General features: G+C 32.7%; 13 protein-coding genes. 8 read left to right on the top strand and 5 right to left on the bottom strand.

Annotated elements, in window-relative coordinates:
* Positions 1–25: 25 nt before the first annotated feature.
* The 5 genes from porL to HXZ74_RS13075 all read right to left on the bottom strand — a co-directional run bounded on the left by porL (position 26) and on the right by HXZ74_RS13075 (position 6,846).
* Positions 26–697 (bottom strand): type IX secretion system motor protein PorL/GldL, encoded by a 672-nt coding sequence (gene porL, locus HXZ74_RS13055; protein ID WP_038332928.1) that lies wholly within the window; start codon positions 695–697, stop codon positions 26–28.
* Positions 698–732: 35 nt separating this feature from the next.
* Positions 733–2,172: a T9SS ring complex lipoprotein PorK/GldK gene (gene porK, locus HXZ74_RS13060; RefSeq protein WP_038332926.1), complete on the bottom strand. Its 1,440-nt coding sequence runs from the start codon at positions 2,170–2,172 to the stop codon at positions 733–735.
* A 108-nt stretch (positions 2,173–2,280) separates the two neighbouring features.
* Positions 2,281–3,432 (bottom strand): arginase family protein, encoded by a 1,152-nt coding sequence (locus HXZ74_RS13065; RefSeq protein WP_038332924.1) that lies wholly within the window; start codon positions 3,430–3,432, stop codon positions 2,281–2,283.
* The gene (gene topA / locus HXZ74_RS13070; protein WP_038332922.1) at positions 3,432–5,966 is read right to left on the bottom strand and encodes a type I DNA topoisomerase; all 2,535 of its coding nucleotides are present in this window, start codon (positions 5,964–5,966) and stop codon (positions 3,432–3,434) included. The genes HXZ74_RS13065 and topA overlap by 1 nt, the downstream gene beginning before the upstream one ends.
* Positions 5,967–6,051: 85 nt before the next feature.
* Entirely contained in the window at positions 6,052–6,846 is a 795-nt protein-coding gene (locus HXZ74_RS13075) for a hypothetical protein (RefSeq protein WP_115001703.1), read from the bottom strand.
* 119 nt (positions 6,847–6,965) lie between these two features.
* On the opposite strand from HXZ74_RS13075, the gene miaB reads away from it, so the two are divergent.
* The 8 genes from miaB (at position 6,966) to HXZ74_RS13115 (ending at position 15,100) form a co-directional block, all read left to right on the top strand.
* Positions 6,966–8,411, top strand: a complete 1,446-nt coding sequence (gene miaB / locus HXZ74_RS13080) for a tRNA (N6-isopentenyl adenosine(37)-C2)-methylthiotransferase MiaB (RefSeq protein WP_280062433.1) — start codon at positions 6,966–6,968, stop codon at positions 8,409–8,411.
* Positions 8,412–8,513: 102 nt separating this feature from the next.
* Complete coding sequence (locus tag HXZ74_RS13085) at positions 8,514–9,785, top strand: sigma-54 interaction domain-containing protein (RefSeq protein ID WP_115001707.1); 1,272 nt, start codon at positions 8,514–8,516, stop codon at positions 9,783–9,785.
* Between the two features lies 1 nt (position 9,786).
* A complete protein-coding gene (locus tag HXZ74_RS13090) occupies positions 9,787–10,296 on the top strand; it encodes an LptE family protein (RefSeq protein ID WP_115001709.1) in 510 nt (169 codons plus the stop codon).
* 23 nt (positions 10,297–10,319) lie between these two features.
* Entirely contained in the window at positions 10,320–11,528 is a 1,209-nt protein-coding gene (locus HXZ74_RS13095) for a tetratricopeptide repeat protein (RefSeq protein WP_115001710.1), read from the top strand.
* Positions 11,529–11,532: 4 nt separating this feature from the next.
* Positions 11,533–11,883, top strand: a complete 351-nt coding sequence (gene secG / locus HXZ74_RS13100; protein ID WP_038332909.1) for a preprotein translocase subunit SecG — start codon at positions 11,533–11,535, stop codon at positions 11,881–11,883.
* Positions 11,884–12,071: 188 nt separating this feature from the next.
* A complete protein-coding gene (locus HXZ74_RS13105) occupies positions 12,072–12,410 on the top strand; it encodes a hypothetical protein (protein ID WP_115001712.1) in 339 nt (112 codons plus the stop codon).
* Between the two features lie 5 nt (positions 12,411–12,415).
* Positions 12,416–14,662, top strand: a complete 2,247-nt coding sequence (locus HXZ74_RS13110; RefSeq protein ID WP_286475776.1) for a zinc-dependent metalloprotease family protein — start codon at positions 12,416–12,418, stop codon at positions 14,660–14,662.
* 159 nt (positions 14,663–14,821) lie between these two features.
* Positions 14,822–15,100 (top strand): co-chaperone GroES, encoded by a 279-nt coding sequence (locus HXZ74_RS13115; RefSeq protein ID WP_019975019.1) that lies wholly within the window; start codon positions 14,822–14,824, stop codon positions 15,098–15,100.
* The last annotated feature ends 23 nt before the right edge of the window (positions 15,101–15,123 follow it).

Genomic DNA, 15,123 nt, shown 5'->3' on the forward strand with positions numbered 1-15,123 from the left:
ATTAGTTTAATTTATCGTACAATGATTAGTTGTTTTTCATTGCAGAAAGCATACCTCCGTATACTTTGTTTAATGCATTAATGTTAGCAGAAAGCTCTTGCATTTCTTTCAAGAATTGCTCTGAACTACCTGAAGATTTTTGCATTTCTTCGATAAATTGTTTATTTAATTCTACTTGTTTTTGGCTATTTACGATTTGCTCAGCATATACAGCGTTTAATTGGCTGATGTTAGTTGATGCTTTCGCAATTTCGTTGCTATATTGTTCTGTTGAAGCGACAGCAGATGTTGTTGTGTTTAATTCGTTAACAGCTGAACCAAATTTATCTAAAGAACCACGTAATCTTTCGAAAACTTCTTTATCTAATTTAGCATCTGCTAATACTTTGTCTAATTCTGCAGTTAAATTATTTCCTGCAGTTGCAACAGCAGCAGTTTTTCTTTGTACTGGCTCTCCACTTAATAATTCTGGATAAGCTTTTTCCCATTCGTAGCTTCCTTCTGGTTTATCGAAGAATGCTGAATATAAGAAGACGATTGCTTCAGCTACTAAACCTACTGTTAAGATTAAATTGGCTGATATTGGTCCTATATTCGTATGTGTAATTTTACATAATGCCCCGATAATTACTACTGCGGCAAAGAAATTATACAAAAAATTTGTAAGACGTTCTTGTTTTGAAGCTTGTACTGCCATAAGAGTGCTTTTTATTAAATTATTTTTTTAATAGGTTATTTGGTTTTTCTAAAATTTACTTTTGATCCTTCTGGGAATGATTGTACTGTACGGAATCCGATGAAACTTCTTGCAGAATCTTTGTGTTCCCAATCGCGAGATGATACCATCAATAAGTATCCAACATCTTTCCAAGATCCTCCTCTTACACTTCTGTTTACTTCTCCAGACATTGTAATTGACGGATTAAGTGATGAAGACATTGTGTAAGATGATCTGTTGTAAGGAGAGCTTGTCCACTCAGCTACGTTACCAGCCATATCATACAATCCGTATCCATTCGCTTTGAATGTTTTTACAGGAGCTGTATACATATAACCTGTTTTCTTACCATCGTTGATTTCTAAATAATCTCCACGTTTTGGCTTGAAATTCGCTAAATAACATCCTCTATCATCAGTTAAGTAAGGACCTCCCCAAGGATAAGGTGCATTTTCTAATCCACCTTTCGCAGCGTATTCCCACTCAATTTCTGTTGGTAAACGGTAGCTAATTACTTTTACTTGACTTCCTCTTTTCTTTTTATTATTCAATGCTGTGTTATGATATCTCGTACGGAAATCACAAAAAGCAGTTGCTTGATTCCAGTTAACACCTACAACAGGATAATTTGCGTAAGCTTTGTGCCAAAAATAATCTTGGTGCATTGGATCGTTGTAAGAATAGTTAAAATCTCTTACCCAAACAGTTGTATCAGGATAGATATTTAAACTAAATTCTTTACGAAAATCTACACGGAAAGTCCCTTTCTTCTTTGCTGCAGCAGTTTGGTCAACTGTTACATAAGAGTAGTTTAATTTACGCGTGTCAATACGTCTTTCTCCATTCATACGCTCTTCTGGTGGATAATATAATCCTTCCATAACCTCTGCATAATCTACATCTGGATATTTGTATTTATCCCACTCCAAGCGCTGTTTCCAATTTAATTTCTTTGCATCTAATGATTGACCATCACGACCTGTATTACTATTTTTTAAATATTCGTCATATGGCGTTCCTTCTCCATCAGCAGATCCTGAAACGTAAGCATAAGCTCCAATTCCATCTCCGTCAGCCGAAGGATTCATTGGATCAAAACCTAAAGTTTCTGCCTTGTTTGCCAAAGCAGTACGAGCGATAGAATCTTTTACGTAATTTACAAAAATCTGATACTCAGAGTTTGTAATCTCTGTGTCATCCATAAAGAAACCTGTAACAGTAACCGTTTTTACTGGAGCATCATTTGTTTTTGTAAAATCGTAATCGGTTTGTCCTAAAACAAACGATCCACTCGGAATCGGAACCATTCCCTTTGGACGAACTGGCGTCCAAGCCGAAGATGTTTTCGAAACTATTTGTCCATCATTTCTATCACTACTCCCTCTGTTCTTCAGCATTTTACATGATGATAAAGAAAGAGATAGCAACAATGCACTTACCAAAATTCTATTCATTCTGTTATAGATTTATTTTTATACAGGTTTTATACTTTTAGTTCTCAATTAATAAGGCTACAAATTAAGGCAATTTATTAATTGATTTTTAAAATTGTTCTTTATTTTTTAATAAAATTTTTTGAAATATTTCCACCACCTATTTGGTATTTCACCATTAAGTGCTTGTTCATAATCTTTTTCTGAACATGAAATAATTTCAAATTTTCGCTCTCCATCAACGGTGTTATCAACTTCTATCCACAATTGATTGGTTAATATATTTCGATAAAAAATATAATTGTATCCTTCTGTAGGAACAAAAATTTTCTCAAAATATTGTGTATCGTCAAAACTTTTTATCTCTGGACGATGATTTTTTCCATCAATAAAATACCAAATCATCTGCGAAATTAATAGATGATCTAATTTTTTATAATTTTCGATATAATCACAAACGTAAAGTGAAGTCAATTTATTGCTGAAACCTAAATATCTTGTCAACGCACAGATTTCGCGCGAAGTAAATCCATTTGGCGTCATATTTTTTGAAGAAGAGAAATCCGAACCTTGCAAACTCGATAAATTAAGCAAAGCTGCATTAGCATCTCGAGAATAAGGTTCTATTTCTTTTACATTTTCAGAAATTAGCCCCAAACGAACAGCATCAAAATTTAACTGATCCAACAAATCTAATTTTTCTTGCGCAACAAAATATGTTTGAAAACCAATATTCGTGTAATCTAATAAATTGAAAGGCTCATTCGAAATAATTTTTGTTAAATAATTATTTTCTGTTGTTTGCGCTTCATCTTTATCTAATCGTAATTTATGATCGATTGTTAAGTAATAAACTTTATCAACAATTTCATCATACGCACGATATTGTTGATAACCTAAACTTGGATTTCCACCCAAAATAACAACGACATATCCATCACGAATTAATCCGTTTGTAACTTCTCTAAAAACTTTTTCGGTTTCGGCTTTATCATCATAATAAACAACATCACCAAAATCGTACAAATCGATCGACCAATTTCCCATTTGCAACTCATACAATTGTGTACGAACTAAGCTAAAATCTACATCTTCGATCAAATCTTTTTGTTTCGAACGAGATTCTGTTACACCAATAATCGCGATTTTATCGTTCGATTTTTCATCGATTTCGATCACATCTTCACGAAATTTTATAGCTTGTCCTAACGCAAAAGAATTACAAGATTTAGCAAAATCTTGTAATTCTTCAGAAACGGGTTTTAAAAAGTCTTTGTACATTACTTTTTAGTCGTTGTTTTTTTAGTTGTCGTTTTCTTCGCAGTTGTCTTTTTTGCTGGCGCTTTTTTAGCCGCAGCTTTCTTTTTAGGTTTTGCTGCTTCTATTAATTTTTCAACCTCAGCTAAAGTCAACGCTTCTGGATTCGTTTCTTTCGATAACTCAACTTTTACTTTTCCTTGAATCAAATTATAACGTCCCCAACGTGCTTTCTCCAAACGAATTTCCTGTTCTGCCCATTCGCGTACCACACGTTCAGATTCTTTACGTTTTTTATCTTCAATCAATTCGATAATATCAGCTTGAGATAAATGATCGAAATCGTATTTTTTCGGAACATTAATAAACCATTCATTCCATTTGATAAATGGTCCAAAACGTCCTTTTCCTTTTGTTACATCATACCCTTCGTATTGTGCAATCGGTGCATCAGCTTTTAATTTTTCTTCAATTAATTCTACTGCACGATCAAATGATAAATCCATTGGATCTTCCTCTTTCGGAATCGAAATATATTTATCATCAAATTTCACATAAGGTCCAAAACGTCCAATATTCACCTCCACTTCGTGCGCTTTATATTCACCTAAAGTTTTTGGCAATTCGAACAATTTCATTGCCTCTTCTAAGGTAATATTATGAATAGATTGATGTTTTTGAAGACTTGCAAAACGAGGTTTTTCTTCGTCTTCTGCTTCACCAATCTGAATCATTGGTCCAAAACGTCCAATACGTGCATGCACTTTTTTACCCGAAACAGGATCAATTCCCAATTCGCGTTCTCCAGTCGCACGATCTGCATTTTCTTGAACATCTTCTACAACATGATGAAATTTCGTGTAAAATTCATCAATCATTTTTGTCCAATTCAATTTACCTTCCGCAATATCATCAAAACTATTTTCGACACGCGCCGTAAAATCATAATCCATCACATTCGTAAAATAATCAACCAAGAAATCATTTACCACGATTCCGATATCAGTTGGCATTAATTTACGACGATCAGCACCAAAAATTTCTTTTTGTTGTACTTTTTTGATTTGATTATCGATTAACGTTAAGGTATTATATTTTCGTTCTTGACCATCCAATTCACCAACTTCCACATAACCTCTATTTTGGATTGTAGAAATCGTTGGCGCATAAGTTGACGGACGACCAATTCCTAATTCTTCTAATTTTTTTACCAAAGATGCCTCTGTATAACGAGCCGCAGGACGAGAAAAACGTTCAGTACCGTTTATTTCATCTGCTTTCAATTGCTCATTTACTTTTACACTTGGCAATAACACTTTATCATCATCTGCATCTTCGTCGTCAAATGATTCTTGATATACTTTTAAGAAACCATCAAACACAATTATTTCTCCTTTCGCTTGGAAAATAAAGTTGTTTTTGTTGTTATCAATATCAATGATAGTTCGCTCCAGTTCAGCATTTGCCATTTGAGAAGCAACTGTACGTTTCCAAATTAATTCGTACAATTTTCGCATTGAATCGTCTGCATTAATCGAATGATTTTCGAAATGCGTTGGACGAATCGCCTCGTGCGCTTCTTGTGCAGATGAATTTTTATTTTTGTATTTTCTTATCTCAACATATTTGTTTCCGTAAGCAGATTCTATCTCAGCTTTTACCGCTGTTAAAGCGTCATCAGACAAATTCACACTATCCGTTCTCATATATGTAATATGTCCAGATTCGTATAATTGTTGTGCAACACGCATCGTTCTCGAAACTGAAAAACCTAATTTGCGAGATGCTTCTTGTTGCAAAGTTGATGTTGTAAACGGCGCAGAAGGTGTACGTTTTGCAGGTTTCTTTTGTAAATCATTTACTTTAAAATCTGCTCCAACACACGTTTCTAAGAAATCTTCGGCTTCTTTTAACGTTGAAAATTCTTTTGTTAAAACTGCTTTTAATGTTCTTCCTTCATTCGTTTCGAAAATTGCAATGAATTTATATGATGAAACTGGAACAAAATTTTGAATTTCTTTTTCACGTTCAACAATTAATCGAACAGAAACTGATTGAACACGACCTGCAGATAAACCTGGTTTGATTTTCTTCCATAAAATTGGCGACATTTCGAAACCAACTAATCTATCCAAAACACGACGAGCTTGTTGCGCATCAACCAAATTTTCATCAATCTGACGTGGATTTTCTACCGCACGTTGAATCGCTTTTTTCGTAATTTCATTAAAAACAATACGTTTTGTATCCTTTTTTTCTAATCCAAGAACGTGATACAAATGCCAAGAAATTGCTTCTCCTTCGCGGTCCTCATCGGATGCTAACCAAATTGTTTGGGCTTTCGAAGACAATTTTTTTAGTTTACTTACAACTTCCTTTTTATCAGGTGTCACTTCGTATATTGGCTTATAATGATTCTCGATTTCGATTCCCATTCCTTTCTTTGGTAAATCGACCACGTGACCAAAACTTGATTCCACGATAAAATCATCACCTAAAAAACCTTGAATGGTTTTAGCTTTTGCTGGGGACTCAACAATAACGAGATTTTTAGACATATTGTTTTCTTAAAAAATTTCTGCAAAATTAATAACAAAAAAATGAAGCAGCCAAAAATGATTTTCAACTGCTCCGTATTTTTATCTATTTCATGTAAGGATTATCCTTGTAAATATCTGTTCCGATTTGGTCTATTTCTGATTGTTCGTCGTCAAAGCCAATAACTTCTTTATATAGGCAATACAATGCAATATAAACTAGTGGTATTGCAACAACCAATCCAACGACACAAGCTAAAAATCCCAAAACAATTACGCAAAATGTTAATAATCCGAAGACAAAAATACTTCCAAAATTTTTGAAAGAAACACTAATACTTGAAGTAATAGCTTCCCCTACTGTTGCCTTTGCAAACAAGACAAACGGAACTGATAATACAGTTGCCAGTTGAAAAACAAGCCCTGGAATTAAACATAAAACGAATCCTATACTTGCTACTATTTGAATTACTAAATAAGTCAAAAATATATTCATGAAATTACCATTAGAATAATGTTCAAAAATATCATTCATTCCTACTGTTTCACTTTTTTCAAATTTACGAGCCATTGTCACAATACTAAATAATATTGGAGCCGCCGCCGCATAAACTACAATACTCACTAAATTAGATACGAAGAACAATGGTGCTGTAAAAGTTTCGATATAATAATCTTCTAAATCATTAACATCAGAAATAGCCACTGCAGCTGGAGCATAAATAAGTTGCGAAACAAAAGACATTATCAAAACAACTACACCATACAATAACAACGCTACAATAGAATAAGCTGCTATACCCGAAAATATTTCCCAAGCACGACTAAACAAGGCGCCAGTCTCAACTTTAAAACCTTGTTGTTTGATTTCTTCTACACGTTGTTTTACATAATTATCCATAGTTTACTTTTTTAGATTTCCTCAAATCTACAAAATGTTAATAAAATGCAAAAGAAAATTTTACTGCCAATATGTCACATAGTTTTATTATTTTTGCACGATAAAATATCCATTTTAGAATGCATACAGAAGAAAAACATATAGATGAAGCAAGACAAGGAGAGGCTTTGATGACTGCTCCTACTCGTAATGCAACAAAGAAATTATTCTTAGAAAGTTACGGATGTCAAATGAATTTCTCGGATAGTGAAATTGTTGCATCTATTCTAAATAACGAAGGTTACCAAACCACTCAAAAAGTTGACGAAGCAGATTTAATTCTTTTAAATACTTGTTCTATTCGTGAAAAAGCGGAACAAACAGTTCGTAAACGTTTAGGAACATTAAACGCGATCAAAAAACAAAATCCAAGTCTTAAAATTGGTGTTTTAGGTTGTATGGCTGAACGTTTGAAACATAAATTCTTAGAAGAAGAACATTTAGTTGATATCGTTGTTGGACCTGATGCTTACCGCGATTTACCAAACTTAATCAACGATGTAGAAGATGGTCGTGATGCGGTAAATGTACAATTATCAAAAGAAGAAACTTACGCAGAAATTTCTCCTGTTCGTTTAGGAGGAAATGGCGTTACAGCTTTTGTTACCATTACTCGTGGTTGTGATAACATGTGTACGTTCTGTGTCGTTCCTTTTACACGTGGTCGTGAGCGTTCTCGTGATCCGCATTCAATTTTGAATGAATGTAAAGAATTAGCAGAATCTGGTTATAAAGAAATTACACTTTTAGGTCAAAATGTCGATTCATATTTATGGTACGGTGGAGGACCAAAAAAGGATTTCAAAAATGCAACTGATATTCAGAAAGCAACTGCTGTAGATTTTGCGCAATTATTAGACATGGTTGCTACGCAATTTCCTAATATTCGTTTACGTTTTTCAACTTCTAATCCACAAGATATGGAAGAAGGCGTATTACAAATGATGGCGAAACACAAAAATATTTGTAAATACATTCACTTACCTGTTCAATCGGGTTCTACGACTGTTTTAGAGCGTATGAATCGTCAACATACTCGTGAAGAATATTTCGAATTAATTGATAAAATTCGTCGTATCGTTCCAGATTGTGCTTTATCTCACGATATGATTGCAGGTTTCTGTGGCGAAACAGAAGAAGAACACAAAGATACATTATCGTTAATGGAATATGTGAAATATGATTTCGGTTATATGTTCGCTTATTCTGAGCGTCCTGGAACACCAGCGCACAAAAAAATGCCTGATGACGTTTTACCAGAAGATAAAAAACGTCGTTTACAAGAAATCATCGAAATGCAACAAAAACATTCTGCAGAGCGTATGAATAGTTATGTTGGAAAAACTCATGAAGTTTTGATTGAAGGTAACTCTAAACGTGACGAAAATTTCTGGTACGGACGTAATACACAAAATGCAGTTTTAGTTTTCCCAAAAGTGGAAGGAACTAAAGTTGGTGATTTTGTAAACGTAAAAGCAAATAGCTGTACAACAGCTACTTTGATTGGTGAAATGATTGAAGATTAATTTTTTCAACTTGTTATACTGAACTGATTTCAGTATCATTTTTCAAATCAAAAAACTGATGAGATTGAAAATTTCAATTTCAAAAACCTAAAAAATTAAAAAATGGATTCTTTACAAACTATCAAACAACGTTTTGGAATCATTGGAAATAATGTAGCCTTGAATCGCGCTTTAGAAAAGGCAATTCAGGTTGCACCTACCGACATTTCTGTTCTTGTTATCGGAGAAAGTGGTGTTGGTAAAGAATTTATTCCGAAAATTATTCATAATCAATCAGCACGCAAACACAACAATTATATTGCGGTGAACTGTGGTGCGATTCCAGAAGGAACAATAGATTCTGAATTATTTGGACACGAAAAAGGTGCTTTTACAGGTGCAACACAAACACGTAAAGGTTATTTTGAAGTAGCGGATGGCGGAACAATTTTCTTAGATGAAGTTGGTGAATTACCTTTAGCAACACAAGTGCGTTTATTACGCATTTTGGAGTCGGGCGAATTTATGAAAGTTGGTTCTTCAGAACTTCAAAAAACAAATGTTCGTGTTGTTGCTGCAACGAATGTAAAATTATTAGAAGCTGTTGAAAAAGGTAAATTTCGTGAAGATTTATATTATCGATTAAATACAGTTCAAATTGATATTCCAGCTTTGCGTGAGCGTAAAGAAGATATTAATTTATTGTTCCGAAAATTTGCTTCAGATTTTGCAAATAAATATCGAATGCCTCATATTGAGCTTTCTCCAGAAGCACAAAACTATATTGCAAATTATCCTTGGCCAGGAAATGTTCGTCAATTGAGAAATTTTGCTGAACAAGTTTCTGTTGTTGAAAAAGACCGTGTGATTTCCTTAGAAAAAATCATGGAATTATTACCTAATAATTCAACAATGTTAATGGTTACAAATAAATCGAAAGATGGAAGTTCTTCTGATTTTATGGAACGTGAATTATTGTTCAAGGTTTTATTGGACATGAAAAAAGATTTGAACGATTTGCGTGCTTTAACATTAGATTTGATCAAACACAAAGATGTAGAAGATTTTAATGGCAATACGCAAGAATTGATTCAGCGTGTTTATCAAGATCAAAACGAACCAGAAGAAGATTTTGTACCAAGTCAATATAATTTGGTTCCAACGAAATCTGCTCCAATCACACCAAGTTATCAACAACCGCAATACGATTATTCGAACGATGTTTATGATGTAAGTCCAATCGAAGAACCAGAGTCACTTTCGTTGCAAGACAACGAAAAAGAAATGATAAAATTGGCGTTAGAAAAACACAAAGGAAAACGTAAAATGGCGGCTGACGAATTGGGAATTTCTGAGCGTACATTGTACCGAAAAATCAAACAATATCATTTGTAATATGAACAAAATAAAACTATTCATTCTTAGTATTTTTGCTATTTTTAGTTTAACAGGATGTATAAAATATTCACTTTCGGGAGCTGCAATTCAACCAGATTGGAACACAATTTATGTGGCAACTTTCCCGAATTACGCACCTCAACAAAATCCTACTTTAAGTCAAGATTTAACGATTGCAATTCAAGATATTTTTAGAAGTAGAACGAAGTTGAAGTTAAATTCTAACGAAAATTCTGACTTAATTATCGAAGGTGAAATTACGGGATATGATGTTGTTCCAGAAGCTATTCAATCAAATGATATTGCAGCAAAAAACCGTTTGACGATTTATGTAAAAGTTCGATATATCAACAATAAAGACGAATCAAAAAGTTATGACAGAACATTTTCTGCTTTCCAATTATATGACGGAAATGCAATGTTAAGCGCTGTAGAATCGTCAATTGTTCCATTAATTATTGATGATATTCGCGACCAAGTTTTTGCGTCTATTGCGATGGATTGGTAAAAAAATAACCTTATATTTGAGCAATGACCAGAATTGAATATTTAGTAGCACATCCGTACGAAGTCGAGAAATCGGACATTCCACTTCTTAAAAAAGAGGTAGAAAAATATCCGTATTTCTACACATTGCGTGCTTTGTTACTTTATGGTTTGAAAAAGGAAAATCATCCTTCTTTTGAGGATTATTTGAACAAAACGTCAATTCACAGCAGCAATCGTGTCGATTTGTATCATTACATCAATTCGGAACCAATTCAGAAAGAGATTAAAGTAGAAAATGAAACTATTTCTCCTGAAATTGAAGAAGAAAAAGTGGAAGAATTAGTTGAAAACGAAATTATTTCTGAACCAATTTTAGAAAATTCTACTTCTGAAATCATCGAAAACAATAACGAAACAGTTGAAGTTGTTGATGAAATCATTGAAGAAAAAGAAGAATCAAACCAAGAAATTGAAGTTGTTTCTGACATAAATTCTGATGAAATTAATGAAGATATTGTGGACGAAATGATCGAAAATGATACAGAAGAATCGGAATTGAGAACAGATCATGTGGTTGATATTATTTCGGATGAAGAATTGAACGAAGTTGCTGAAATCACGAATAAAGTTGTGGTAGAAAATAATTCGAAAGAAGAAAATTTGACTTCTGAAAATGATATAGAAAATGCTGTTCAACAAACTTCTGGAATTGAAATTTTTGAATCTGAACCTCAGCAAGTAATTGAAACAATAGAAGATAATCAGGAAGAAGAAATTGTAGAAGGATTGTCTGAAAATGCTGAAGCAATTGAAGAATCTGAACCTGAAATGATTGAAGAAAAAGTAGAGATCATTGAAAATAATTCGGATGAATCGACGTTTTCTTTTTCAGATTGGTTGAAAAAAGTTCCTTCTCAATCAAAAACACAACAAGAGATTGAGGAAGAACAAGAAATTGCAGAAAGAGAAATAAAATACAAGTTGATTGATGACTTTTTGGAAAAAAATCCGAAAATCGTTCCGATGAAAAAAACGGATATTACACCAGTCAACACACCATCAAATTTCGTTCAGAATACGGAAGAATATTCGGATTTGATGACCGAAACTTTGGCTCAAATTTATATTGAGCAAAAAAAATATGATAAGGCAATTAAAGCTTATAAGATATTAATTTTGAAATATCCAGAAAAAAATAGTTTATTTGCAAATCGAATTAAAGAAATTGAAAATTTAAAAAACTCTAAATAATAAAATGGGACTATTTCAGTTTTTCATGATTATTATCATGATTTTATGTGTATTATTAGTACTAATCGTATTATCTCAAAACCCTAAAGGAGGAGGATTATCTTCTACTTTCGGAGGTGGCGGAGGAAGCCAAATGTTTGGAGTTCAAAGAACAAATAAATTCTTAGACAACACAACTTGGGGATTATTTATCGCTGTAATCGTATTGATTATTGGAGCAAGTGCTTCGCATGAAAATCCAAATGCGATAAAACCAATTAAGCCAAATGTTACGGCACCGGCTAATAATTTACCAACGCAACCTGCTGCAAACGGAGCAAGTCAAAATCAATTACCAGCTCAACCAGCGAAGTAATTTTGATAAGAAAATAAATCAAAAAACGCGAATCATCGAATGATTCGCGTTTTTTAATGCCTTATATTGAATATTTATTCATAATTTAGTCCTAAACACTGAATATGAAACACTATTACTTCTTTATACTATTAATATCTTTATTTTTTATCGGATGCGGTCAACAAAAAGTTTTAAAAACTATTTCTATGAATGAATTAAATATTTTTAGAACTGCATTTGATGGAAAAGGATGTAAAAATGAAGTAAAAGTTTTTACAAATATGAAAGATTTTGATGAATTTCAAACGTCATTAATTATTCCAGGACAACGAAATGCACCATTAGAAATAATTGACTTCTCAAATAAAAATATTGCAGTTATTTGTAAAGAAGATATTGATCGTTACGAAATCTCTGAATTAACTAGTTCTTCTAAAAAAAACATTTTAAAACTACATCAATATAAAGATGAAGCTGATAAATCTATCAACTTATTTTTTATAGAAATACCTAAAGAAATTAATTATTTAACACTAGAATATTGAAATTTATGAAAACAAAATTTATTATCTTATCTCTTCTGATGGGAGGAAGTTCGGTTTTTGCGCAAAGTAATCATTGGCAAGAATTGAAAAATAAAAATTTTCAACCTACTAATTTAGTTGAAAGATCAACTGTTCCTAAAGAATTTACATTATTTAAATTAGATGTTACAAGTTTACTTAATGACTTAAATTCTATTGCCAACAAAGGGAATAATAATGCTCAGTTAGTAAACATTCCGAATGAAAATGGAGAAATAACAAAATATCTTGTTGAAGAAGCATCTATTATGGCGCCTAAATTACAAGAGAAATATAACACGATTAAATCTTATGTAGGGAAATCTGTTGATGGAAAAGCTACAATCCGTTTTAGTTATTCTCCTTATCACGGTTTTAGTGCAATGATACAGAAAGGTCACGATATTTCTTATATTGATGCTTATACAGAAGATTTGTCAACTTACATTTCTTATAGTAGAAAAAATGTTGATGATAATATTAATTTTTCTTGTCATACAGATGATGTATATCAACAGAAATTAATCAATCAAATCACAAATGATATACCTACGAATAAAACTGCTATTGATGGTAAAATGAGAAAATACCGTTTAGCTTTAGCGACAACTATAGAGTACTCTAGATACCATGTAAATAGAGCTGGATTATCATCTGGTACCAATGAAGAAAAACTAGCAGCTGTTATTTCAGCTATAAATGTAGCTATGACTCGTGTAAATGGTGTTTATGAAAAAGAGTTTGGTGTAACAATGGAACTAGTGGAAAATAATGATAAAATTATTTTTATTACAACAGATGAATACACCAACAATAGTGGAAGTGCTATGCTAAAAGAAAATCAAATTGTTTTAGACAGAGAAATAGGTGTAGATAATTATGATATTGGCCATGTTTTTTCTACTGGTGGTGGTGGAGTAGCTTACTTACAAAGTCCTTGTAGCACAATTAAAGCAGGAGGTGTAACTGGATTAGGAGCACCTATAAATGACCCTTTCTATATCGATTATGTAGCTCATGAAATGGGACACCAATTTGGAGCACCACATACTTTTAACAATTCTTGTAGTGGAAATCGCTCAGGCGCTACAGCAGTTGAACCTGGTAGTGGAAGTACCATTATGGCTTATGCTGGTATTTGTCCTCCTAATGTACAAAATAATAGTGACCCTTATTTTTCTACTGTAAGTGTTAGTAATATATATAATTTTGTTACTTCTACAAATGGAAGTTGTTCAGTAAATACTGATTCAGGAAACAATGAACCTGTCATTGTTCTAGATAAATTGTCATATAACATTCCTCACTCAACCGCTTTTGTTTTGGAAGCAACAGCTAGTGATCCTGATGGAGACGCAATAACATACAACTGGGAACAAACAGATACACAAATAGCTACACAACCTCCTGTATCTACTAATAAAAATGGACCAACATTTCGATCTCTTAATCCAACTACAGTAGGATACAGATACTTCCCTAATTTACAATCAATTGTTGATGGTAAATTAACTTTAGAGACAAATCCAGCTCCTATGAACTGGGAAGTTATTCCAAGCGTTGCTCGTACGCTAAAATTCTCTCTTTTAGTTAGAGATAACAATCCTAAAGGAGGTCAAACTGATCGTAAAAATGTTGTACTTGTTACAAAAGATTTCGGTCCATTCAAAGTGACTTCGCAAGCAACAACTGATTATTGGACTCAAAATTATCCAGCATCAATTACTTGGGATGTTGCGGGAACGGATGCAAATGGAATTGATACACAAAACGTAAAAATTTTATTATCGGTTGATGGTGGAAAAACATTTGATTATGTTTTAGCTGAATCAGTTCCAAATAATGGAAAATATGATTTTACAGTTCCAACAAATGTTACCTTGACAAAAGAAGCGCGCATTATGATTAAAGCGATTGATAATGTTTTCTTAGCTGTAAATGCTGCAAATTTTGAAATTTCTGATAAATTAGCAACTTCTGAAATCAATTCGAAAGATTTAGCTACGATTTCTCCAAATCCATCAAATGGAATTATCAATTTAGATTTTACAAAATCATTTACATCAGGTAAAATTACGGTGACAGATTTAGCAGGAAGAACAGTTTATTCAAACACGTTAAATTCTTCGAAATCTCAACAAGTTAATTTATCGAATTTATCAAATGGTGTTTACATTGTTTCGATTGAAGCAGGTAACGAACAATTCACGAAAAAAGTGATTATCAAAAAATAATTATTCATAAAAATTACTTTAAATGCCAAGTTGTCTGACAGCTTGGCATTTTTATTTTTTCTCATTACAATTAACTTATCCATAATGGCAGAAATTGGCTATTGGCACGTTTTTCGTTGATTAAAAATCATCAATTTAGAAAAAATAAAAAATACAAATATGTCACAATTAAACATTAAACCATTAGCAGATAGAGTGGTTATTGAGCCTGCTCCAGCAGAAACTAAAACAGCTTCAGGAATTATTATCCCAGATTCAGCAAAAGAAAAACCACAAGAAGGAATTGTAGTTGCAGTTGGTAATGGTAAAAAAGACGAACCAATGACAGTTGCAGTTGGTGACAAAGTTCTTTACGGTAAATATTCAGGAACTGAATTAAAATTAGAAGGTAAAGATTACTTAATCATGCGTGAAGCTGATATTTTGGCAATTATCTAAATTTAGTTGTAATAAGTAAAATG

Source organism: Empedobacter sp. R750, from assembly GCF_030324345.1.
GTDB lineage: Bacteria > Bacteroidota > Bacteroidia > Flavobacteriales > Weeksellaceae > Empedobacter > Empedobacter falsenii_C.